Origin of the sequence: Paenibacillus sp. FSL P2-0089, from assembly GCF_038595095.1 — a bacterium.
In the GTDB taxonomy this organism is placed as follows: domain Bacteria; phylum Bacillota; class Bacilli; order Paenibacillales; family Paenibacillaceae; genus Paenibacillus_AQ; species Paenibacillus_AQ silagei.
Map to the genome: position 1 here is coordinate 368,395 of NZ_CP152006.1, position 24,056 is coordinate 392,450.

Consider the following 24,056-nt stretch of genomic DNA (forward strand, 5'->3'; position numbering starts at 1 on the left):
GCTACCGGACACTCAGCTCTTTTATTTTGTTAATCAACAATTGTATGTTGTATCCGGCTTCAAAATCAGGAAGTGAATCCAAGCCATTGTGAATATCTCCCGCCAGAGTATGGTATATGGACTCGAAATAGCTTTGCAGAGAGGCTGCCCCGGTGTCCCTGCCAATGATTTCAAAGGAATAGCCGCTGCTTGACTTGATGAGCTGAAGATCTGGGTGGAGGCATTCTTCCAGCACTAAGTTTCCAAATTGAGGATGACCCATGGAGGCATCCTGTGTTAACCGCAGGGAACCGGCTTCTCCGCGAATCAATAGCGTAAATTCGGGCAGAGCGCCCCCGTGTATTGAAACGTTGCTGCTGATGCTGTTGTTTATTAGCCCGATCACTTCCCAGCTACTGGGTGCGCCTTGCCTAATATTCTGGTGAGTCTCGATATTGCGAATCTGCCCGAAGCTGCTTTGAGCAACGGCCGCAAGTGGAGTGAATTCCCCTAATAGTGTGGTCATAAGGTCCAACGAATGGCCGCCGTTGATGTCCAGCAGCGTTGCCCCGCTTTCCGGATTGAACTGATATTCTGTCCGGTTTGTTGCTGTGTTTCCTTTTCCCTGCGTGGTGACTTGCATATGCGCAGATAGAATTTTTCCTAATCTCCCCTGATTAATTATGCTTTTAGCCTGCTTCAACACGCTGGACTGTCTGGCCTGTAGACCAATGATATTATGAACCTTGGCATTTTGCGCTAACATCGTGAGTTCTTGTGACTGACGGATATGGTTGGTTAACGGCCATTCTGAATATACATGCTTGTGATGCTTAATCGCTTCTTTAAGTATTTCATAGTGCAATGGAGCCTTGACACTCACAACTACGAGATCAATCTCCGGGTTCTGGACAAGCTCCTGATAATGATCATAGGCATACTTGATATCAAGGACTTCTTTAGCCTGCTTCGCTGAGGCCGGATTTGAAGTGCTGACTGCCATTAAATCATATTGCTCATTGTTCTTCAGCACAGGAATATGTGATTTGATCGCCCAGTTTTCAGGATTAACGGACCCGCCCACAATGCCGACTTTAATTTTTTTTGAATGGTTCATTGTATTTCGCTCCTTGTCTTCTATGGTGAACCTAAGTATAATCTGGCTCAAGTATCATTTGAAATGCATGAATCGCATGGGGATATTACTTTTTTTGATACCCGAAGGAGAAGGCTATGCATATCGAGAACATGAGAGCTTTTATGAAAGTTGCAGAATTGCGAAGTATGACTGCTGCGGCGAACGAACTCAATCATCTGCAATCGAATATTACGAATAAGATTAAGAATATCGAGAAGCACTTTGAGGCTAAGCTGTTCTACCGGCATTCTTACGGGGTAGAGCTAACTCCGGATGGGGAAAGGCTATATGCACAATTCAAAAAAATAATCCTGCTATGGGAAGAAACAGAAGAGCTCCTCGCCCATAAGGAAGAGCATATTTTGATTGGAATTATGCAGTCTTCCTTTCCGCTGCACCTCAATAATATTGCTAAAGAATTTCATCAGGCATTCCCGAACAAAAGGTTGTCCTTAATGAGCGGAAGCACAGATGAATTAATATCCAAGATCCTCAAGGGAGAATTGAATATTGCTTATATTACCGAGCTTGAGAATGCAATTTATAACCAGAGTAAATCCATGCTGGCGGAAATGCTGACAAGAGACCGATTGGTGTTTACGGGGAATACGAAGGGTAAGTCTCTCTACAGATTATTAAGTGAAGAGCCTATTTATGTGTTCAGTAAACAGTGCTCCTCGTATCAAGCGCTTATGTCACTGATGGCTGATTTCGATGTGCATAACGCATCCATTTCAGAGGTGAATATTGTCGAAACACTGTTGGAGATTTGCAGCAACGGATTCGGTATAGGAATCATTCCTGAAAGTCTGGCGCTCAAATACCATTATCTGAACTATCAAGCTTTGCCGGATGGATATTCTGCACTCCGCAGAACCTTGATTTATCATCCTGAACATACACTATCCAGTGCAGAGAAGTGGTTTATTGAGAAAAGCAAGTCGCTCCTCCAGCAGTAGCTTTCGCTGCCCCTGTATCATAGAAAAAGGGCATAGGTCTACACCATGTCGTGTATCCTATGCCCTGGATCTTAGCTTATTGTAGGGTCAAGCTCTTCAACTCATACACCTTCTCCAGTGTATCCAGACACTCTGTCTTCTTATCATCATCCTCCGCATGAAGATATCCCTCCACCAGCCGGTATCCGAAGACGAGCAGAATGAATTCGTAGACGCAGTGGCCGGCAAGCGGGGCAATCTCTCCCGCATATTCCGTGAAGCCCCGGTAATAAGCAGGGACACACCGCTGATAGTATTCAATCATATGATCAAGATCCACCTCATCTGCAATCAGGCTGGCGATGTCCTCACCGAGGTAGCCCCAGCCGCTGGTATCCCAGTCGATCAGCGCGATGGTTCCGCCAGTATAGATGATGTTGGTTACCCAGAAGTCCCGGTGGCATAACACCAGAGGCAGGCTTTCAATCCGGGCAAAAATATCGTCCGAATGCTCATCGATGTCGATGAGCATTTGCCGCACATGCTGCGGGAATTCGCATTCCTCTGAACGGATATAGTTGTAGACAACCGGCCAAGACCGGTAGTGCAGATACGTATTCTTCATGAGGTCTGCATGGCTCAGGTTGGTCAGACTTTGCAGCACCTCAGGCTCTGCGTATAATTTGCCTTGATACCGTCCCAGCTCCATTGCCGCCTGTTCGTACATATCACCCGTTAGGTCTAGGCCGGATATGCCGTTGATATATTCCAGCCATAGCTGGTACTCATTCTCTTCATCATTCATCTTCGCGTGATAACACACCGGCCAGCGGAAGGTATCATTGAAGGTCGCTCCCAACTCAGAAGCGTAGAGATCATATTCCCGCCGCCATGAATCCGGGTCATTGTAACGTTCCCATTTCTTTTGAATTTTCAGCACGATGCGGAACGGCAGGCTCTCCCCGGCAGCACTTGCAGCGGTTCCGGTGACCAATTGCACATCTCCCACAGTTCCGCCGTGTAACTGTAGCGTTTCGTAATCCGCAGAGGTAATCGTTGTATTAAAAAGCTGAGATAGAGCAATATATAAAGCATCTTGGTTTATCTTCATTTGTATCGTCCTCCGTTTCTCTTCATTTGCTTGCGCTGCATTGCAGCTGACTGATTGCGGGCATCCTTGTCCCTGAGATAGTGTGTTCTGTCCTGGACGAACCGGTTCTCCTGCTGCTGTGAGTTGTAACGCTCCCAGCGTTCACGCAGCAAGGAACCGTCCGCAAGGGCGGCGAGTACCGCACAGCCCGGCTCGGCTTCATGGCGGCAGTCATGGAACCGGCACCCTGCGAACCGTTCCTCCACATCGCTGAAGCCTGCAGAGATGCCTTCGTCAGCGTCGAATAATCCAAGTTCACGCATTCCGGGGGTATCGATTACCATTGCTCCCGAGGGGAGCATGAACAACTGACGGTGGGTCGTCGTATGCCGTCCCCGGCTGTCTTCCTCCCGGACGGCACTGACCTTCATAACATCCCGTTCCATCAGGGCGTTAAGCAGCGATGATTTGCCGACTCCGGACATGCCAAGGAAGACGACAGTTGAACCTGGCTCAAGGTAGACATCGAGCTCATTCAGCCCGAGACCGTTATGACTGCACACTGCGTGCATGGGAACATCCGGCATGCTCTGCCGGAATTCTGCCAGCGGGAGGCTGTAGTCTTCTGTGAGATCCGCCTTCGTCAGAATGATGACCGGCTGGCCGCCGCTCTGCCTGGCCTGGGTCAAATAACGCATCATGCGGGTGACATTGAAATCCTTGTTCAGGGAAGACAAAATAAATACATAGTCGAAATTGGCGGCTACGACCTGTTCCAGAACGGTTCTGGTATATTCTGCGGCATGGCCGGAATAATTCGCACGCGAGAACTTGGAGCGGCGGGGGAGAAGCGCTGTAATGAGCGATTCCCCGCTTTCGTTCGGACGCAGCAGGACGAAGTCGCCGACGCACGGGAAGTCCCCGCGCGATTCCGCACTGTGATAGAACGTGCCTTTGAGTACAGCGGTCAGCTCGCCCCGCTCTGTGATTACCGTGAAGCGCTCCCGCCGGAGCTCTGTAATTCTGCCAGGCAATAATCCGGATGGGATTTCCTCTATTTCTGTGTATCCATAGGTTTTTAGATCCATCATGGTTTTGGGTTAGCTCCTTATCTGTTGTTTGGTGGACGCAAAAATGCCGCGGAACAGCAGCCTCAATAAGAAGCTGCTGTTCTACGGCATCAAGATGCAAAGAAGATACGACCTTCATCGTATCCCGCAAACAGCAATATTCACGAAAGGTTACTTGGGATGGCATACCAAATAATCCAGGCGTTTGCCTGATTTTTAAGATGTATGCCTGCTATGCAGTTTTAAACGGAAACCACCATATAAGTAGTAGCCAATCGAAACATCCCCTTTCGGATAAGGAACTTGATTAGAAATTTAATGCTTATCGCTAAGCACATTCAGATTAACATAGATTTGGTATGCAAATCCATGTAGAGTTTGATTATAGTTAATTTAGTGCGGAACTATCCGCATTTATGCTGCAATGTTTGGCGGATTCTCCCTGAACCAAGCAGTATTTGTCATAGAAATGTTCAATTTACGAACATTTGTGTAAACCTGACGGCCAATGTTCGTATTTACCATTGACAAGAGCTGTCATCTCCCCCTAAAATGATAAAGCGCTACAGCAAATATATTCGTATAATTCCGGGGATCGGCCCGGAAGTCTCTACGAGGTCACCGTAATGACCTGGCTACGATTAAGAAGAGCAGCTTGTTCTGGGATTTCCGGCGATTGTCCGGAATTCCCGGCAGCCATCTCTTTTTCGGGCCGGTGTCTTCCCAGATGCCGGCTTTTGTGTTGCTGTATTGGCACAACATACAACCTTAGGGGGAGAACGATTTGAACCGCTTTTTCAAATTGAAAGAGAACGGCACCACAGTACGTACAGAGATCATGGCCGGTATAACCACGTTTATGGCAATGGCTTATATTCTGTCGGTTAATCCAAGCACTCTGACTGCCTTCGGCCGCATTGATATGGGCTGGTATTCCGTATTCCTTGCGACTGCGCTGGCAGCCGGTATTTTCACCATTGCCATGGGGGTATTCATTAACTTCCCGGTCGCTCTGGCACCTGGTATGGGCCTTAACGCATATTTCGCTTCCGTCGTCTTATCCTCCGCCACCACTGAACATGAGTTCACCTGGCAGATGGGTCTTACCGCCGTATTTATCTCCGGGATTATCTTCATCCTCCTGACCGTTACCCGGGTCCGGCAAATCCTGCTCACTGCCATTCCTGACAGCCTGAAGCATGCGATCACTGTCGGGATCGGGATGTTTATCACCATTATCGGCCTGAAGAACAGCGGACTGATGACCATCGGCGTTGAAGCCGGTAAAGACATCTCCGCCAATACATTTACAGATGTACTCTCCTTTGAAACGGTTATTCATATGGGCAGCCTGGAGAACACCAATGTTCAGCTCGTGATTATCGGCCTGCTGCTGATCTCCATCTTAATGGTACTGCGCGTTCGTGGCGCCATCCTGTTCGGAATTCTCGGGACTACCGTGGCTGCAATCCTAATGGGGGCTGTGGATTTCAGTTCATTGAGCAATCCGCAGACACCATGGATTCCTGACTTCACCCAGCTGAACTTCTGGGAATTCGACTGGGAAGGCATTATGCACACCGGTATCGTATCGGCGATTGCCACTTTTACCTTCGTAGAACTGTTTGATACCTTCGGTACGCTGGTAGGTACTGCTGAACGTGCCGGAATTATGAAGAACCCTGAAGAGGGCAAAAAGCGTGTCGGCAATGCCATGTTCGTAGATGCGGTAGCTGTTGCGGGCGGTGCGATGCTGGGGACTTCCACCACTACCGCTTATGTAGAAAGTGCAGCCGGTGTAGCTGAAGGCGGACGTACGGGTCTGACTGCAGTAACTACGGGGATCTGCTTCCTGCTTGCCTTGTTCCTGGCTCCGGTAGTCGCTCTGATCCCTGGTCCGGCCACAGCGGCAGCGCTGATTATTGTCGGTGTACTCATGGCTCAATCGATCCGTGATATTGACTTCCAGGACATGGTGCTGGCGATTCCGGCCTTCCTGACCTTCGTGATCATGCCGTTTACGTATAACATTGCTAACGGGATCTCGTTCGGGATTGTTACTTACGTGATTCTGGCTTGTGTAGCGAATATCGCCGGCAAGAAGAAATATGATATCCACTGGATGATGTGGGTGCTGGCGATTCTGATCATCCTGCGTTATGTTCTGATCGGCAGCCAAGGCTAATCAGCTCCATGGATTCTGACTTACATTCTGCGGTCTCTTCATTATATGAAGGGGCCGTTTTCTTTTTATTCTTTTAAGGGGGGGAGCCGCGCGGGACAAGCTGGGTTTTACCCTTTTCATCAACCAATATTTAGATTATATTGTTGAAGAGGTGATAAATGGTGTCCGGTGTATTCAATCGAGTGTACAAGTTCTTCCGTAGCCAGCCCTGGCCGGTGCTGCTGTTCCTGCTTGGGGCAATAGTCCGTATTCTATACATAACTTCTATTCCACCGGGACTGAACCAGGACGAAGCCTCTATCGGCTATGATGCCTACGCCATTCTGCACTACGGGATGGACCGGAATGGTGTTCATCTGCCAATTCACCTGATCGCCTGGGGGAGCGGACAGAATGCGCTATATGCCTACTTGTCCATGCCGTTCATTCTGTTGTTCGGTCTAACGCCGTTGTCTGTAAGGGCGCTTAGCCTGATCATGGGACTACTGGGCATGCTGTTTTTCTATCTCATTATGAAAAGACTGTCGGTCTCGCCTGGAGCCGGGACCGTTGCCATGTTCTTTATCGCCATCAATCCGTGGCATATTATGATGTCCAGGTGGGCGCTGGAATCGAATCTGTTTCCTACAATGATTTTGATATCCGTATACTTTCTGCTGCGCGCCTTTGCGAATCCAAGGTGGCTGTACGCCTTTACCGGCATGCTGGCCCTCTCGCTGTATGCTTATGGAACAGCCTACTTCTTCGTCCCGCTATTTGCGCTCGGTACGGCAATTCTTCTATTATATAGCAAGGTCCTGAGACCTCGTGCCCTGGTCTGGAATTTCGTATGGTTTGCGGTACTGGCGCTGCCTATATTACTATTTATTATCATTAACCGTTACGCTATGCAGGATATAGCGACTCCGCTGTTCACAATTCCGAAGCTCACGACCCCGCGCGTGGAGGAGATTTCATCCGTATTCGGCGGCAGGCTGTGGCAGGCGGCTGCGGATAACCTCACTGCGTTCAGCAAGCTGATGTGGAGCGGAAGTGACGGCTTGGCCTGGAACTCCATCTCTCCTTACGGGTATGCGTACCCGCTGGCGCTGCCTTTTGCACTGCTCGGCCTGATCGTTCTCCTGCATTCCTGGTGGGCAAGCCGGCGGGAGAGGGAGAGCGCTGGTAGGGGAGCCGTGCTGCTATGGTTCCTGGTGGCGGTGCTAATGGCGTTGATTACAACTGTGAATATTAACCGGATTAATATTATTTTTTATCCGTTCATTATGCTGGTAAGCACCGGATTCGTCTGGCTGGCAGGCAGAGTCAAAGGGATAGCCATCCTGGCCGCGGCCGGGTTCGCCATGATGTTTATTTTATTCTCCAATACGTATTTCCGCGAGTTCCCTGAACGCATCGGTCCAGTCTTCTATGAATCCTTAGGGGAGGCTGTGCAGTATGCTTCGGAACACAGCTCCGGTGAAGTCTATCTTACGAACCAGGTGAATATGCCTTATATTTATGTGCTGTTCTATGAACAGATCAGCCCGCATGATTTCCTGAAGTCCGTTCAGTATGCCAATCCGGGAGAGGCCTTTCAGCGCGTCTCTTCCTTTGGAAGATACAGGTTTGATGATCTGAACAGGGTGCCTGCGAATGCCGCATATATCTATGCGAATACTGCTGCGCCGCCTGCGGCAAGCGCCGGATCCAGAGTGAAGCGTTTTGCCAACTACAGCGTAATGCTCACCAGTGAACAGAATGGCGGGCCTCAAGATACACCCAAGACTGCTGCATTTGAATTTGTGAATGGCGGATTTGAAGAAGGGACGGCGGGCTGGTCCTTCTCTGCGGGAACGGGAGTTGCTGTCAACAACCCCTTCGCCGGGAGTAAGCTGGCATATCTTGATCCCGGAACGGAGAACATCGTTTCGCAGGCTTTCACTGCATCAGCCGGTGAGTACAGACTGACCGTCATGTCCAGTAGCGGCGGCAGCGGCGGGAAGATCGGCATCCGGGCAGCCGGTAAGCTGCTTGCAGAGACAGAGCTGCCTGCGGCGGAAGCCTATCAACAGGTCACACTTCCTGCGGTCACTCTGGAGCAGGGGATACAGGCAGAAGTATACATAACCGGCGGTAATGGCTGGATTAACATTGACGAGGTGAGGGTAGAACGATGACCAAGAAGGTACGTGCAGCGGCAACCGTTATACTAATGCTCTTATTATTTATTCTTCCTGTAACAAGCATTTATGCCGAAGGGAATTTGTTGCAGAACCCGGGCTTTGAAGAAGGCGAAGAGGGGGCACCGGCAGGCTGGACCAAGGACATGTGGATTGCCGGAGATGCGGCGGGCTCCATATCCGTTCAGTCGGAAGAGGTTCATTCCGGCAGCAAAGCGGCGGTTATTGAGAATCTGGAGCCCAATCACCTGAAGTGGGTGCAGACCGTTACCGTCTTGCCGGATAGCTATTACAGAATCTCTGGATACGTCAAAATAGCCAGCACCGCAGGCGGGGGAATCGGAGCCAATATTTTCCCGGTAGGCATTGGGGGCGGTTATCCCGCTACCAGCGATACCGGCGGTGAATGGCAGCGTCTGGAGTTCATCGGCCAGACCGGCAAGGAGCAGACCGAGATCGGAATCGGCGCTGCGCTGGGCGGCTATGCCAATCTGATTCAGGGTAAGGCCTATTTCGATGATCTGTCCGTAGAGAAGCTGGATACAGTACCGGAGGGATCGAATATCATCTCACTGGACAGCGGCGCCCAGGCTCCCCCGGCAGATGCGGACGGCGGAAGCAAGCCGGAGGAAGTGCCGCATAAGGTGTCTCCGGCCAAGCTGCTGCTGCTTTCTGGAGTATTCTGCCTGTTCTTTGCTTTTCTGTACACAAGAGCCTTCCGCAGTGAGCGTCTGCTGAGACAGGAGGATGTAATCTACACCCGCTGGCTGTACGTTTTGTTTGGAGCGGCATTCATCCTGCGGATCTGGATCGGCCTTACGGCACAGGGCTATAAGAATGATATGAACACCTTCATGGCCTGGGGCCAGCGTCTGACCGACCTTGGACCGGGCAAATTCTATGAGGAAGGTTATTTCGCCGATTACCCGCCGGGGTACTTATATGTGCTATACCTGCTTAGCCTGCTGCGCGGATTGTTTAACTTTGCGGGCGGGTCAGGTGCCGAGACGGTTCTCTTCAAGCTGCCTGCGATGCTCTCGGATCTGGTGCTTGGCTGGATTATCTATAAGAGCGCGCGAACCAGGCTCGGCTCCGGGCTGGCTATGGGGCTGATGATGCTGTTCCTGTTCAATCCGGCTGTGCTGATGGATTCGGCAGCCTGGGGGCAGGCGGATTCCTTTTTCCTCATCTTTCTGCTGCTCAGTATGATCGGGGTTGTCGATAAGCGCTTCGTACGTGCAGCGATCTTCTTTGCCGTCGCTACATTAATCAAGCCGCAGGCGCTGATTTTCACACCTGTGCTGCTGCTTGCCTTCTACCATCACCGGGCCTGGAAGCAGCTTGCGCTGGGCGCCCTGTACGGACTGGGGATTTTCCTTGTCCTCGCAGCCCCGTTCTTCTGGAACAACGGCGGTTTTGCAGGCTTGATTAACCTCTACAAAAGCACACTGTCCTCCTATCCGTATTCCACAGTGAATGCATTCAATCTGTATGCCTTGACTGACCCGATGTGGTCGGCGCTGGATGTGACCTGGCTCGGCATACCGTATCGTATATGGGGCTTTATTTTCATCCTGGTGGCAGTAGCACTTGCTGCTTATTATTCCTTCAATACCAAGGACCGCAAGGATCTCTCCAAGTCCTACTTCATCGCTATGGTGCTGATCACGATTGTCTTCGTATTCGGTACCAAAATGCATGAGCGTTACTTGTATCCGGTACTGATTCTGTCCTTATTCGCCTTCATGGAGAGCCGGGACCGGCGGTTCCTGACCCTGTTCCTCGGGTTCTCCCTGACCCAGTACATCAATGTTGGTTATACACTGGCGTATCTGAATACCGGCGGAAATCCGCCGGCTGACGGCATTGTTCTGGTTACAGCTATTACCACTATCATTCTTGCGATATATCTGCTCTATATTGGATACGATGTATATATCCGCCGAACTGCGAAGCTTTTGCCTGAGCCGGTTACCCCCAAGGAGGCGTACGCAGCAGATCTGCTGCTTGCAGAAGGCATCAAGCCGCTTGCCCCTGCTGAGCGCCGTTCTCCGCTGAAGCTGAAGCGCAGAGACTGGATCTGGATGCTCGGTATCACCGTGCTATACGGGGCGCTTGCCCTCTATCATCTGGGAGATAACAAGGCACCTGAGACTCTGTGGGAGCCAGCAGCCAGCGGCGAGAGCTTCTATGTGGATCTGGGGCAGGCCCATCAACTGGAGCGGGTTAATGTGTTCGGCGGTGTCGGAACAGGGAAGTTTCAGCTGGAATTCAGCCAGACCCCTGATAATTGGAGCAGCCCGCTTGAGGTAAGCGAGGATGTGGGCAATGTCTTCATCTGGAAAAGCCAGCCGCTTAACGTATCTGCAAGATATGTCAAGCTCTCGGTTACGTCTCCAGGCTTCACCCTCAATGAGATGGCCTTCTATGAGCAGGGGGCACCGGAGGTTCCTCTGACGATAGCAAGCGTGACACCCGATTCGGGAGCAGCAGCTAAAAGAGGAACGCCGGCCAATCTGTTTGACGAGCAGTCCGTCATTCCCAAGAACTCTAATTTCATGAACAGTACGTATTTTGATGAGATCTATCATGCCCGTACGGCTTATGAGCATTATCATAATATTGTTCCTTATGAGAACACGCATCCGCCGCTTGGCAAGCTGCTGATCGGGGTAGGGATGGAGCTGTTCGGCGTCAATCCGTTCGGGTGGCGGATCATCGGCACCTTGTTCGGGATTGCGATGCTGCCGCTGATCTATATCATGGCGATTCGGTTGTTCCGTAAGACCACCTATGCTGCACTGGCAGCGGGATTATTCGCTCTGGACTTCATGCATTTCACCCAGACGCGGATATCGACCATCGATGTGTACGGTGTATTCTTCATTATGTTGATGTTCTATTTCATGCAGCGGTATTTCACGATGAATTTCTACCGGGTGCCGCTGCGGACCACACTGGCTCCGCTGTTCTGGTCCGGCCTGTTCTTCGGCATCGGGGTTGCTTCGAAGTGGATCGTGATCTACGGAGGCGCAGGACTTGCTATTATGCTTGCGCTGGTACTCATTGAACGCTACAGAGAATACAAGGCTGCCGGACGCCTGCTGGCTGAAGGCAAGCTGAGCGGTCAGGAGCTCAAAGCCGCCTGCCGGACTGCAGATCAGTCCTTCTGGAAGAACACGATCATCACGCTGGCTAGCTGCATCGGATTCTTCGTCATCATTCCGGGAATCATATACAGCCTGTCCTTCATTCCTTCACTATCTGCGTCGGCAGAGGGCTTCACCGTTAAGGGGCTGATTGATGCCCAGAAGAATATGTACAACTATCACAGTCAGCTTGTAGCTACACATCCGTTCGCCTCCTCCTGGTGGGAGTGGCCGTTCATGAAGCGTCCGGTGTGGTTCTTCAGCGGCGGCGAAGGCTTGCCTGCAGGCAAGGCGAGCAGCATAGTAACGATGGGCAATCCGCTGATCTGGTGGACAGGAATCTTCACGATGCTGGCGGCTGTATGGTTCACCCTGAAGCGCCGGGACAAGAGCCTGTATATGATCTGGATCGGCTTCTTCTCACAATATGTTCCGTGGATGCTTGTGCCGCGTGAGACCTTCCTGTACCATTACTTTGCGATGGTGCCGTTTATGATTCTATCTATTGTGTACATCCTGAAGCTGCTTGACGGCAGGTTCCAGGGTGCCAACTATCTGCGGTACGCCTATGTTGCGGCCGCCGCCATTCTGTTTGTAATGTTCTATCCGGTATTGTCCGGCATGCAGGTGAACAGCAGTTATATCATTCATGTACTTCGCTGGTTCCCTTCCTGGGTATTCTAGGAGGGGAACTGTAAGAGCCGCATAGTTGCTCAAAGCTGATGTTGATGAAGCGCATCAAGGAAGCTGTGGCTTACAATAAATTGAGGAGGAACCCTTGTGAAGGCCAGATATAGTGTAATTGTGCCCATGTATAATGAGGAGGAAGTCATTCAGATAACCTACGAACGGCTCAAAAAAGTAATGGATGAGTGCGGGGATTCCTATGAGCTCGTGTTCGTCAATGACGGCAGCCGGGACCGTACGGCTGAGATTATGCGCGAAATCAGTAATAGGGATGAGCATGTCAAGCTGATTGACTTCTCCCGTAACTTCGGCCATCAGGTGGCGATTACGGCGGGTATGGATTATGCTGAAGGCCAGGCTGTTGTGGTGATTGACGCAGATCTCCAGGACCCGCCGGAGGTCATCCTGCAGATGATCGCCAAGTGGAAGGAAGGCTATGAGGTAGTCTATGCCAAGCGGCTGAAGCGCCACGGAGAGACCTTCTTTAAGAAGGTGACAGCCAAAATCTTTTACCGTCTGCTCAGCAGCATGACCAGTGTGGAGATTCCCACAGATACCGGGGACTTCCGGCTCATCGACCGTAAGGTCTGCGATGTGCTGCGCGGCCTGAAGGAGAAGAACCGTTATGTACGGGGGCTGGTAAGCTGGGTCGGCTTCCGGCAGACCATGGTGGAATATGTGCGGGAGGAACGCTTCGCCGGGGAGACGAAATATCCGCTCAAAAAAATGATCCGCTTTGCGCTCGACGGAATCACCTCCTTCTCGCACAAGCCGCTCAAAATCGCCTCTTATGTCGGCTTCTTCCTGTCCTTCTCCAGCTTCATCTACCTGTTTCTGGTCTTATTCCAGAAAGTCTTCACCTCTTGGACTGTGCCGGGCTGGGCATCCATTGTCGGGGTGAACCTGCTGTTTAACGGCATTGTGCTGATGCTGCTGGGCGTGATCGGGGAATACATCGGACGGATCTATGATGAATCTAAGGATAGACCGCTTTATATCGTACGCGAGACCCGAGGCTACCCGGAGGCAGAGGCCGAAGACACGCGGAAGGCAAGCGATTATGCAAGATAAGGCTTGGCGCGCAGGCATGATCCAATTTCTGAAATTCAATGCGGTGGGCCTGCTTAACACGTTCATTGATTTTGCAGTATTTACCCTGCTGCATTCCCTGGGCATGCTTAACACCCCTGCACAGATTATTTCCTACAGTGCCGGGACGGCCAATAGCTTTTTCTGGAATAAAAAGGTGACCTTCAAGGGAAGGGACAGAGGCGGGGATGGCCGCTTTGACCGGATGCAGCTGGTGAGATTTATTGTGCTGAATCTGCTGGTGCTGGGCATTTCGGTGCTGCTGATTCATCTGCTGACTGATCGGCTGGGCGTCCAGGTGCTGATGGCCAAGGTGCTGGTTACCTTTGTTACAGTAATCATTAATTTTTTTGGAAGCCGGAAGTGGGTATTTTAAAGAGAGCGTATATCTTGCCCGTATTCTTCGGAGGAAAGCACTTATTCTATATTGCGGAGGCGATTGTCATGCGGAAGTTATCCTATTTGATTATACTTGCCGGGGTCCTGATTATGCTCTACCCCAAAGGAAGCGAATGGTACGAGGACCGTCAGCAGCAGAAGCTGCTGGAAGAGGCTGAACAGGCCTATAGTGAAATCGTTCCTTCGGCTACGGCTCCTGCCAGCCAGGATCTGAGCAAGCCTTATGCGGAAGTCACCCAGCTGCTGGCTGAAGAGTCTGGTGCGGAAGAGCCGGTTCCCACTACAGCGCCCGAGCTTGAAGTGGGAGGCAAAATCACCGCTATTATTGAAATCGATAAAATCGATCTGAAGCTGCCTGTACTGGAGGGCGCCACCAAGACCAATATGAAGCATGCAGCCGCGCATATGAAGGAGACAGCTCCGATTGGCGCGGTAGGCAATGCAGCGATTGCGGCACATCGGTCAAGAACGGCAGGGCGGCTGTTCAACAGACTGGATGAGGTCGGTAAAGGGGATGCCATTACTGTTATTACAAGCGGACAGGAATACAAATATGTTGTATATGATGTATCTATTGTAGAGCCTACCGATATTTCAGTACTGAAGGGTAAGGATGATGATAAGATTCTGACCCTCATTACCTGTGATCCGCTTGTCAACCCTACCCACAGACTCATCATTCATGCAAAGTTGACCTGATTGTCATAGGACAATGCTGAGAAAGGTCAAAAAACATAAAATTTTAGTCTATTTTTGCGGGAATCTAGTGATTTGGGTCTTGCTAATAGATTGAGATATGGTAAGCTATAACTATGAAAGCTAATACACGATAACGGCAAACCTATCGAAAGGTAGGGACGCAAAGCTACAGGGCCTTCCCGTCATGGATGGCAGCCAGTTACCGAATGAAGAGGCTTTTTTTGTTTGTTTTCATTCTGAATCTGTCATTATGTGGCAGTAGATTGGACAGATAAAGCTTATACGATAACGGCAAACCTATCGAAAGGTAGGGACGCAAAGCTAAAGGGCCTTCCCGTAAGAATGGCAGCCAGCTACCGAAAGGGGTTTTATCCATGAAGAAGTTTTATTTAATGCTGATTACACTTTTTGTGATCGTCACTTCCGTGCAGACAGGCACTGCTCAAGCTGCTAATGCAGATTCAAGCTGGTTAAATGTTGGACAACTTGATCAAGGGGTTATCGGGGTTTCGTACGATGTTCCTAAAGACAAGAAGATGAAGCTCATGATTACCAAGGACAATAACAGCTATACTTACAACTTATACACTTCCAAACCGACCGAGACGTTCCCGCTGCAACAAGGTAATGGCTCTTACAAGGTCTCCGTTCTTGAGAATACTACCGGTAACAAATACAAGGTACTATCTTCCGAGACTGTATCTCTCTCAATGAGCAATGTGAATGCCGTATATTTGAGCTCTGTACAGAATGTAAAGTGGAGTTCTTCCGATAAATCCGTTCAAAAGGCAGCACAGCTTACAAAGGGTCTGACCACAGATGCAGACAAAGTTAAGGCTATCTACAATTACATCGTAGCTAACGTGAAATATGACTACTCTCTGGCCAACAGCGTAAGCACAGATTATATTCCGAACAACGACAACACACTGGCTACCAATAAGGGTATCTGCTACGATTACGCTTCCTTGTTCGCTACTATGCTCCGCAGTGAAGGGATTCCAACCAAGTTGGTTATGGGGAATACAAGCTATGTAACTTCATACCATGCCTGGAACGAAGTGTTCCTGAATGGCAAATGGGTGACGATTGATACTACAGTGGATGCAGGTCTGGGTAAGAAAACAGCATCAACTGAACTGATCAAATCAGCAAGCAAATATACTGCAGCGAAATTCTACTAAGAATAGCTGTAACTATAGCATTATCTGAGAATAACCCGCTTAGTCATTAAGCGGGTTATTTTTATTTATATAAAGGTTGCTTTTTAATAGAAGGATAGGTTATTATAAATAAGCGTTGTTGGAGCGGCAAAGGAAATGAGAGATTACTTAAATAAGTGATTTCAAAAATAAAGCTTGCATTGCTCAGATGGACGTGATATATTATAAGAGTTGCTGGTGACGATGACATCGACACTAACAACGAGCTTGATCTTTGAAAACTGAACAACGAGTGAGTATCTGGAAATCACTTCGGTGAGATCCAAAAATGAGAATGTAAATTCTCGTCAGATGTTTCAAAATGAGCAATCGCTCTTTCTAAATACCAATTTGGAGAGTTTGATCCTGGCTCAGGACGAACGCTGGCGGCATGCCTAATACATGCAAGTCGAGCGGAGTTTGAGAGGAAGCTTGCTTCCTTTCAGACTTAGCGGCGGACGGGTGAGTAACACGTAGGCAACCTGCCCTCAAGCCTGGGATAACTACCGGAAACGGTAGCTAATACCGGATAATTTCTTTTTTCTCCTGAGAGAAGAATGAAAGGCGGAGCAATCTGCTGCTTGGGGATGGGCCTGCGGCGCATTAGCTAGTTGGTGGGGTAACGGCCCACCAAGGCGACGATGCGTAGCCGACCTGAGAGGGTGAACGGCCACACTGGGACTGAGACACGGCCCAGACTCCTACGGGAGGCAGCAGTAGGGAATCTTCCGCAATGGGCGCAAGCCTGACGGAGCAATGCCGCGTGAGTGATGAAGGTTTTCGGATCGTAAAGCTCTGTTGCCAGGGAAGAACGTCCGGTAGAGTAACTGCTACCGGAGTGACGGTACCTGAGAAGAAAGCCCCGGCTAACTACGTGCCAGCAGCCGCGGTAATACGTAGGGGGCAAGCGTTGTCCGGAATTATTGGGCGTAAAGCGCGCGCAGGCGGTTATTTAAGTCTGGTGTTTAAACCTTGGGCTCAACCTGAGGTCGCACTGGAAACTGGGTGACTTGAGTACAGAAGAGGAAAGTGGAATTCCACGTGTAGCGGTGAAATGCGTAGATATGTGGAGGAACACCAGTGGCGAAGGCGACTTTCTGGGCTGTAACTGACGCTGAGGCGCGAAAGCGTGGGGAGCAAACAGGATTAGATACCCTGGTAGTCCACGCCGTAAACGATGAGTGCTAGGTGTTAGGGGTTTCGATACCCTTGGTGCCGAAGTTAACACAGTAAGCACTCCGCCTGGGGAGTACGGTCGCAAGACTGAAACTCAAAGGAATTGACGGGGACCCGCACAAGCAGTGGAGTATGTGGTTTAATTCGAAGCAACGCGAAGAACCTTACCAGGTCTTGACATCCAACTAACGAAGCAGAGATGCATCAGGTGCCCTTCGGGGAAAGTTGAGACAGGTGGTGCATGGTTGTCGTCAGCTCGTGTCGTGAGATGTTGGGTTAAGTCCCGCAACGAGCGCAACCCTTGACTTTAGTTGCCAGCAGGTGAAGCTGGGCACTCTAGAGTGACTGCCGGTGACAAACCGGAGGAAGGTGGGGATGACGTCAAATCATCATGCCCCTTATGACCTGGGCTACACACGTACTACAATGGCCGGTACAACGGGAAGCGAAGCCGCGAGGTGGAGCCAATCCCAGCAAAGCCGGTCTCAGTTCGGATTGCAGGCTGCAACTCGCCTGCATGAAGTCGGAATTGCTAGTAATCGCGGATCAGCATGCCGCGGTGAATACGTTCCCGGGTCTTGTACACACCGCCCGTCACACCACGAGAGTTTACAACACCCGAAGTCGGTGGGGTAACCCGCAAGGGAGCCAGCCGCCGAAGGTGGGGTAGATGATTGGGGTGAAGTCGTAACAAGGTAGCCGTATCGGAAGGTGCGGCTGGATCACCTCCTTTCTATGGAGAATCGTCTTCTGCAATGAAGACATTCAAATCGGAAGCTTTGCTTCCACTAATAGAACCCTTGGGTTCGAATACTCACTCGTTGGTCAGTTTTGAGAGTTTAAGCTCTCATCTTTAAACTTGATCCTTGAAAACTGGATACCGAAACGAATTTGCGTTTTAGAACATTCCTTTAAGCTGAACTTGTGTAAACAAGTTTCATATTAATGGCGATACTAGCGATTTTCCTTAGGGAAAACGCATTGGTTAAGCTACTAAGAGCACACGGAGGATGCCTAGGCGCCAGGAGCCGACGAAGGACGTGGCGAACAACGAAACTGCCTCGGGGAGCTGTAAGCAAGCTTTGATCCGGGGGTGTCCGAATGGGGAAACCCAGCTGTGGTAATTCGCAGTTACTCATTTCTGAATACATAGGAAATGCAGAGGCAGACCAGGGGAACTGAAACATCTAAGTACCCTGAGGAAGAGAAAACAATAGTGATTCCGTCAGTAGCGGCGAGCGAACGCGGAACAGCCTAAACCAAGGGGCTTGCCTCTTGGGGTTGTGGGACGTCTCACATGGAGTTACAAAGGAATAGAGTAGGCGAAGAGGTCTGGAAAGGCCCGCGATAGAGGTAAAAGCCCTGTAGCCTAAACTGTGTTCTCTCCGAGACGGATCCCGAGTAGTGCGGGGCACGTGAAACCCCGTATGAATCCAGCAGGACCATCTGCTAAGGCTAAATACTACCTGGCGACCGATAGTGAAACAGTACCGTGAGGGAAAGGTGAAAAGCACCCCGGAAGGGGAGTGAAATAGAACCTGAAACCGTGTGCTTACAAAAAGTCAGAGCCCTCTTTATGGGTGATGGCGTGCCTTTTGTAGAATGAACCGGCGAGTTACGTTTAACATGCAAGGTTAAGGTGAGAAGCCGGAGCCGCAGCGAAAGCGAGTCTGAATAGGGCGACTAAGTATGTGGACGTAGACCCGAAACCGTGTGATCTACCCCTGTCCAGGGTGAAGGTGCGGTAACACGCACTGGAGGCCCGAACCCACGCATGTTGAAAAATGCGGGGATGAGGTGGGGGTAGCGGAGAAATTCCAATCGAACTCGGAGATAGCTGGTTCTCCCCGAAATAGCTTTAGGGCTAGCCTCGGTGAATGGAGTGGTGGAGGTAGAGCACTGATTGGGTGCGGGGCCCGCAAGGGTTACCAAGCTCAGTCAAACTCCGAATGCCATTTACTTCTTGCCGGGAGTCAGACAGTGAGTGCTAAGATCCATTGTCAAAAGGGAAACAGCCCAGACCATCAGCTAAGGTCCCCAAGTGTGTGTTAAGTGGGAAAGGATGTGGAGTTGCACAGACAACCAGGATGTTGGCTTAGAAGCAGCCACCATTGAAAGAGTGCGTAATAGCTCACTGGTCGAGTGACTCTGCGCCGAAAATGTAACGGGGCTAAACACACCACCGAAGCTATGGCTAGATGCTTTGCATCTGGGGTAGGGGAGCGTTGTATGTAGGTTGAAGGTGTACCGTAAGGAGCGCTGGACAGCATACAAGTGAGAATGCCGGTATGAGTAACGAAAAGATCAGTGAGAATCTGATCCGCCGAAAGCCCAAGGTTTCCTGAGGAAGGCTCGTCCGCTCAGGGTAAGTCGGGACCTAAGGCGAGGCCGACAGGCGTAGTCGAAGGACAACAGTTTGAAATTACTGTACCACCGTAATCCGCTATGAGCGATGGGGTGACGCAGGAGGGTAGTGACGCGGACTGATGGATGTCCGTCTAAGCAGTGAGGCTGGTGTGCAGGCAAATCCGCACATCGTAAGGCTGGGCTGTGATGGGGAGCGAAAATTATAGTAGCGAAGGTCATGATCTCACACTGCCAAGAAAAGCCTCTAGTCAGGAGAAGGTGCCCGTACCGCAAACCGACACAGGTAGGCGAGAAGAGAATTCTAAGGCGCGCGGAAGAACTCTCGTTAAGGAACTCGGCAAAATGACCCCGTAACTTCGGGAGAAGGGGTGCCTCGGTAGGGTGAATAGCCCGAGGGGGCCGCAGTGAAAAGGCCCAAGCGACTGTTTAGCAAAAACACAGGTCTGTGCGAAGCCGCAAGGCGAAGTATACGGGCTGACGCCTGCCCGGTGCTGGAAGGTTAAGGGGAGCGGTTAGGAGCAATCCGAAGCTGTGAACCGAAGCCCCAGTAAACGGCGGCCGTAACTATAACGGTCCTAAGGTAGCGAAATTCCTTGTCAGGTAAATTCTGACCCGCACGAATGGCGTAACGACTTGGGCGCTGTCTCAACGAGAGATCCGGTGAAATTTTAATACCTGTGAAGATGCAGGTTACCCGCGACAAGACGGAAAGACCCCATGGAGCTTTACTGCAGCTTGATATTGAATTTGGGTACGATCTGTACAGGATAGGTGGGAGCCGTGGAGGCAGGAGCGCAAGCTTCTGCGGAGGCGCCGTTGGGATACCACCCTGATCGTATCTAGGTTCTAACCTAGTGCCCTCATCGGGTACGGGGACCGTGTCAGGCGGGCAGTTTGACTGGGGCGGTCGCCTCCTAAAGAGTAACGGAGGCGTTCAAAGGTTCCCTCAGAATGGTTGGAAATCATTCGCAGAGTGCAAAGGCATAAGGGAGCTTGACTGCGAGACCTACAAGTCGAGCAGGGACGAAAGTCGGACTTAGTGATCCGGTGGTACCGCATGGAAGGGCCATCGCTCAACGGATAAAAGCTACCCTGGGGATAACAGGCTTATCTCCCCCAAGAGTCCACATCGACGGGGAGGTTTGGCACCTCGATGTCGGCTCATCGCATCCTGGGGCTGAAGTAGGTCCCAAGGGTTGGGCTGTTCGCCCATTAAAGCGGTACGCGAGCTGGGTTCAGAACGTCGTGAGACAGTTCGGTCCCTATCTGTCGTGGGCGCAGGAAATTTGAGAGGAGCTGTCCTTAGTACGAGAGGACCGGGATGGACGTACCGCTGGTGCATCAGTTGTTCCGCCAGGAGCATGGCTGAGTAGCTACGTACGGACGGGATAAGCGCTGAAAGCATCTAAGCGTGAAGCCCCCCTCAAGATGAGATTTCCCAATTAGTAAGACCCCTTGAAGACGACGAGGTAGATAGGTTGGAGGTGGAAGTGCAGTAATGCATGGAGCTGACCAATACTAATCGGTCGAGGGCTTATCCAAAAGCTACCCCAAAAAGTGAAGATGACGCTGACGAAGCGGATTCCGAATACTTTCCGGGGGCCCCGTAAGAAGGGCAAACGCAGATTCGTTTCGGATTCAGTTTTCAGGAATCAATTTCCTGAAGCATTTACGCTGTAAATGCCCGTTTGGTGGCGATAGCGGAGGGGTTCCACACGTACCCATCCCGAACACGACCGTTAAGCCCTCCAGCGCCGATGGTACTTGGACCGAAGGGTCCTGGGAGAGTAGGACGTTGCCAAGCACACAAGACCACTGTTGAGAAATCAATAGTGGTCTTTTTGTATTTTCGGGGAAGCCTTGTGGACAGGTTGTGAGTAGATTCCAGGTCTTCTTACAAGTGGCGCATAGTTATACACATGTGGATAGATTTAGTTTTTTTGATACTTCTCCCCAAATGATGTGGATATCCGGTACAATAATGTGGATAGGTACCGAAAATTGGGGATAGACAGGTGAAGGAGCCAAAGGTTATGGATAAGCATAGCAGCTTTTTGTGGACAGAGCAGTTCAGGGTTCAGGCAAGTGACACGGATTACCGTTCAAGGGGCAAGCTCTCCTTCCTGCTGGATATCATGCAGCGTGCTGCGGATTCGGCTGTAAGCAGCCTGGGGCTAAGTATGGAGAGTATGCTCAAGGCGGGCATGGGCTGGATGGTCATCACCCTGGATCTGAATCTGCAGCGTCTGCCATCCCCGGGTGAGCTTCTTGAGGTACATACCTGGAGTAAAGGAAACAAAGGACCGCTCTGGCAGCGGGATTACCGGATCTATGACGCCCAAGGTGTAGAGCTTGCTTCGGCGCGATCGATCTGGGCCCTTGTGGATATCGGGAAGCGGAAGATTTTGCGTCCGTCAGCCTTGCCTATTGTTGTTGAGCCGTATTTAGAAGATTCCGTAGGGAGTCTGCCGGATAAAGTAATCCTTCCACCCGAACTTCTCTTGCAGGAGACTTACAGTTATCAGGTAAGATATAGCGGGCTGGATAACAACAAACATCTTAACAACGCGCGATATGCAGATTTATGTTGTGATGCCCTGGCGCTGGAGGAGTGGGAGGAGTTAGAGCTTACGGGGCTTCATATCACCTATGCTCAGGAAGCCAAATATGCTGAGGAGATTAGTGTTATGCGATCTTCTCTGACTGAAGAAGGGTTATATGTGCGCGGGCAAGACGGGGAGCGGATCTTTTTTGAAGCTTGCCTGAAGCTTAGAAGATAGGTTGATGTCTGAGGGAGACTTACATAGCGTTAAATCTAGACAGTTGCTCGAATTTCAGGGGAACTGTCTTTTGTCATATTTGCTATTTCCTTATATGTCACAAATACACAATTGGCATTCGTTATACAGGTGTAAAAGGAAAGTGGAGGTGATTCCTTTGGAGCAAGGCAACCCCGGGGGCCCAATGAATCCAAATAAGATTGAAGAAGCCATTCATCAGGTACACGCAGGAGACAGGCAAGCGTTCTCAACAATAATTAAGGAGTATGAAAGAAAGATTTACACGTATTGCTACTATCTCTTAAGGAGCCGTGAAGAAGCGGAGGATGCTGTGCAGGATATATTCGTTAAGGTGTATCAGCAGCTTGGGCGTTATGAACGGCGGGTTTCTTTTTCGGCCTGGCTATATAAGGTGGCTTATCATCATTGCCTGGACCAGCTTCGCAGGCGTAAGCGCCGCAGCCGGTTACTGTCCCTTTATAAGCTGCAACTGATGACGAATCAACAAGCGTTGCCGGAGGAGTCGCCGGTAGACCGGATTTTTGAAAATCTCACTTCGGAAGAGCGGGGGCTATTAATCCTTCGTGTCATTGAACAATACAGCTTCGAAGAGATCTCAATGATTACCGGAAGCAGTTCGGCGGCGCTGCGCAAAAAATATGAACGGCTCCGTAAAAAACTGATTCAGCAAAAAGCGGATGAAAAGGGAGGGTGTGCTCATGGAGAAGTGGCAGAATCAAACTGAGAAGCAAATGCTGGAACGTATTCGCAGCAGCGTCGGAAGAGTAGAGCTTCCTGTAGATAGCTATAATGAGCAGATTATGAACCGGATCGAACATTTGGAGACCAGAGGAGGAAGCAAATTGCTTAAGAAGACGTTGGCAGCCGCAAGCATAGCCGCCCTGATAGGATTAGGTACGATAACTGCAGGATTCATCTCCCCGGCCTGGGCCGATACCTTGAGTCAAATTCCTGTCTTCAGCAGTATATTCAAGCACACGGACAACCCGGGCCTGAAATTGGCCGCTGAACAGGGCCTGACCACATCGCCTAATATGAGCGTTACCAAAGATGGAGTGACGTTAAGTGTTACGGAAGTATTCTATGACGGAATTCAGCTGGCCATTGGATTTGAAAGAGCTGGAGTAGTGGATGAGCGGGTGCTGGCGGAGATTACGAACTTTAAAACCGATGAGTTTGACCAATCGACCAAAGGGCTGCTAGGGTTGCCGGAAGTTACCCTGGAATCTGGGGAGCGTCTCGGCTTTGGTTCTTCTTCTACAGGAGACGTACAGGGACAACCAAACACCCTTTTATTGGAAATGAGAGAGTTGTGGAATACATCAGCTCTCGGAGACGAATTCAAGGTAAATATCCGCGTACCGGTTGCCCAGATCGCCGAGCCGTTTGAGTTCCAGGTAACGGTGAAGAAACTTGCGGAGGGAATCATCAACCTTACCCCGGGCCAGGGGGCGAGCAAAGACTCCTTCCATTATAAAGTAAAGAGTCTGGACATCACGCCTGCTGCCATGAGGATGATCATCACCAGTGAAGGGGAAGTGCCTGCATCACCGGAGCAGACAGGGGAATATGGTCCAACGGAGGTATTCTATGAGCTTGTGGATGATGCCGGTAATGTGGCTACTTCCGCCCAAGGATATGCCTTGAGGAAGGCCGTTCAGCATCCTATTGTGGATAGTCTGTACAATATCTTCCCGCAACCACCCAAGACGATTACGGTCAGACCGTATACATTCACTTTGGATAATGAGCTGAAGCTCTTGTTGGATGACAATGGGAAACCGGTGAGAACTTATCATAAGGATCTTGAGAGCACTATAGTGATTCCATGAACCCGCGAACCGTGAAAACGGGAATGGGTAAGATAGGCTGAGCCCTTGTCCGCGTCTGCTGTGCAGATGCGGGCTTTTTTGAAAAAGGCCTGA

Annotated in this window: 14 protein-coding genes, 3 rRNA genes and 3 riboswitches; of the genes, 14 read left to right on the forward strand and 3 right to left on the reverse strand. The window is 50.5% G+C overall.

Annotated elements, in window-relative coordinates:
• Position 1 precedes the first annotated feature (1 nt).
• On the reverse strand, positions 2-1,096 hold the full coding sequence (locus NST69_RS01540) for a Gfo/Idh/MocA family oxidoreductase (RefSeq protein ID WP_342548280.1): 1,095 nt from the start codon (positions 1,094-1,096) through the stop codon (positions 2-4).
• A gap of 116 nt (positions 1,097-1,212) precedes the next feature.
• Here NST69_RS01540 and NST69_RS01545 point away from each other — a divergent pair, with 116 nt between their 5' ends.
• Positions 1,213-2,076, forward strand: a complete 864-nt coding sequence (locus NST69_RS01545; protein WP_036723817.1) for a LysR family transcriptional regulator — start codon at positions 1,213-1,215, stop codon at positions 2,074-2,076.
• A gap of 76 nt (positions 2,077-2,152) precedes the next feature.
• Here the strand turns inward: NST69_RS01545 and NST69_RS01550 are convergent, their stop codons facing one another.
• Both NST69_RS01550 and rsgA read right to left on the reverse strand, forming a co-directional pair.
• Positions 2,153-3,166, reverse strand: a complete 1,014-nt coding sequence (locus tag NST69_RS01550) for an aminoglycoside phosphotransferase family protein (RefSeq protein ID WP_342548281.1) — start codon at positions 3,164-3,166, stop codon at positions 2,153-2,155.
• Positions 3,163-4,236: a ribosome small subunit-dependent GTPase A gene (rsgA, locus tag NST69_RS01555; protein WP_342548282.1), complete on the reverse strand. Its 1,074-nt coding sequence runs from the start codon at positions 4,234-4,236 to the stop codon at positions 3,163-3,165. The genes NST69_RS01550 and rsgA overlap by 4 nt, the downstream gene beginning before the upstream one ends.
• Before the next feature lie 537 nt (positions 4,237-4,773).
• A riboswitch (purine riboswitch) is annotated at positions 4,774-4,873 on the forward strand.
• Positions 4,874-4,999: 126 nt separating this feature from the next.
• Here rsgA and NST69_RS01560 point away from each other — a divergent pair.
• From NST69_RS01560 to NST69_RS01620, 13 genes are all read left to right on the forward strand, one after another.
• Positions 5,000-6,400, forward strand: a complete 1,401-nt coding sequence (locus tag NST69_RS01560; RefSeq protein WP_342548283.1) for an NCS2 family permease — start codon at positions 5,000-5,002, stop codon at positions 6,398-6,400.
• Positions 6,401-6,558: 158 nt separating this feature from the next.
• Positions 6,559-8,559 (forward strand): hypothetical protein, encoded by a 2,001-nt coding sequence (locus tag NST69_RS01565; protein ID WP_342548284.1) that lies wholly within the window; start codon positions 6,559-6,561, stop codon positions 8,557-8,559.
• Positions 8,556-12,395, forward strand: a complete 3,840-nt coding sequence (locus tag NST69_RS01570; protein WP_342548285.1) for a glycosyltransferase family 39 protein — start codon at positions 8,556-8,558, stop codon at positions 12,393-12,395. Before NST69_RS01565 ends, NST69_RS01570 begins: the two co-directional genes overlap by 4 nt.
• A gap of 96 nt (positions 12,396-12,491) precedes the next feature.
• Positions 12,492-13,469, forward strand: coding sequence for a glycosyltransferase family 2 protein (locus NST69_RS01575; protein WP_036723823.1), 978 nt, complete (start codon positions 12,492-12,494; stop codon positions 13,467-13,469).
• Entirely contained in the window at positions 13,459-13,863 is a 405-nt protein-coding gene (locus NST69_RS01580) for a GtrA family protein (RefSeq protein WP_340956266.1), read from the forward strand. Before NST69_RS01575 ends, NST69_RS01580 begins: the two co-directional genes overlap by 11 nt.
• A gap of 68 nt (positions 13,864-13,931) precedes the next feature.
• A complete protein-coding gene (locus tag NST69_RS01585; RefSeq protein ID WP_341170240.1) occupies positions 13,932-14,585 on the forward strand; it encodes a class D sortase in 654 nt (217 codons plus the stop codon).
• Positions 14,586-14,710: 125 nt separating this feature from the next.
• Positions 14,711-14,792: riboswitch (cyclic di-GMP riboswitch) on the forward strand.
• A 73-nt stretch (positions 14,793-14,865) separates the two neighbouring features.
• Positions 14,866-14,946, forward strand: a riboswitch (cyclic di-GMP riboswitch).
• Between the two features lie 13 nt (positions 14,947-14,959).
• Entirely contained in the window at positions 14,960-15,769 is an 810-nt protein-coding gene (locus NST69_RS01590) for a transglutaminase-like domain-containing protein (protein ID WP_209877807.1), read from the forward strand.
• A 366-nt stretch (positions 15,770-16,135) separates the two neighbouring features.
• A 16S ribosomal RNA gene (locus NST69_RS01595) occupies positions 16,136-17,696 on the forward strand.
• A 250-nt stretch (positions 17,697-17,946) separates the two neighbouring features.
• Positions 17,947-20,872 (forward strand): 23S ribosomal RNA (locus tag NST69_RS01600).
• 145 nt (positions 20,873-21,017) lie between these two features.
• A 5S ribosomal RNA gene (rrf, locus tag NST69_RS01605) occupies positions 21,018-21,134 on the forward strand.
• The 16S, 23S and 5S rRNA genes sit together here, the layout of an rRNA operon.
• Before the next feature lie 229 nt (positions 21,135-21,363).
• Entirely contained in the window at positions 21,364-22,110 is a 747-nt protein-coding gene (locus NST69_RS01610) for an acyl-ACP thioesterase domain-containing protein (RefSeq protein ID WP_036730960.1), read from the forward strand.
• Positions 22,111-22,294: 184 nt separating this feature from the next.
• Positions 22,295-22,855 (forward strand): RNA polymerase sigma factor, encoded by a 561-nt coding sequence (locus NST69_RS01615; protein ID WP_036731006.1) that lies wholly within the window; start codon positions 22,295-22,297, stop codon positions 22,853-22,855.
• Positions 22,830-23,963, forward strand: a complete 1,134-nt coding sequence (locus NST69_RS01620; RefSeq protein WP_036730958.1) for a DUF4179 domain-containing protein — start codon at positions 22,830-22,832, stop codon at positions 23,961-23,963. Before NST69_RS01615 ends, NST69_RS01620 begins: the two co-directional genes overlap by 26 nt.
• Positions 23,964-24,056: the final 93 nt, after the last annotated feature.

Bases quoted from the DNA above. Each gene is read 5' to 3' on its own strand.
- NST69_RS01620 (WP_036730958.1), top strand. From the start codon at position 22,830: ATGGAGAAGTGGCAGAATCAAACTGAGAAGCAAATGCTGGAACGTATT.
- NST69_RS01540 (WP_342548280.1), bottom strand. From the start codon at position 1,096: ATGAACCATTCAAAAAAAATTAAAGTCGGCATTGTGGGCGGGTCCGTT.
- NST69_RS01565 (WP_342548284.1), top strand. From the start codon at position 6,559: ATGGTGTCCGGTGTATTCAATCGAGTGTACAAGTTCTTCCGTAGCCAG.
- NST69_RS01590 (WP_209877807.1), top strand. From the start codon at position 14,960: ATGAAGAAGTTTTATTTAATGCTGATTACACTTTTTGTGATCGTCACT.
- NST69_RS01545 (WP_036723817.1), top strand. From the start codon at position 1,213: ATGCATATCGAGAACATGAGAGCTTTTATGAAAGTTGCAGAATTGCGA.
- NST69_RS01615 (WP_036731006.1), top strand. From the start codon at position 22,295: ATGAATCCAAATAAGATTGAAGAAGCCATTCATCAGGTACACGCAGGA.
- NST69_RS01550 (WP_342548281.1), bottom strand. From the start codon at position 3,166: ATGAAGATAAACCAAGATGCTTTATATATTGCTCTATCTCAGCTTTTT.
- NST69_RS01585 (WP_341170240.1), top strand. From the start codon at position 13,932: ATGCGGAAGTTATCCTATTTGATTATACTTGCCGGGGTCCTGATTATG.
- NST69_RS01580 (WP_340956266.1), top strand. From the start codon at position 13,459: ATGCAAGATAAGGCTTGGCGCGCAGGCATGATCCAATTTCTGAAATTC.
- NST69_RS01610 (WP_036730960.1), top strand. From the start codon at position 21,364: ATGGATAAGCATAGCAGCTTTTTGTGGACAGAGCAGTTCAGGGTTCAG.
- rsgA (WP_342548282.1), bottom strand. From the start codon at position 4,236: ATGATGGATCTAAAAACCTATGGATACACAGAAATAGAGGAAATCCCA.
- NST69_RS01570 (WP_342548285.1), top strand. From the start codon at position 8,556: ATGACCAAGAAGGTACGTGCAGCGGCAACCGTTATACTAATGCTCTTA.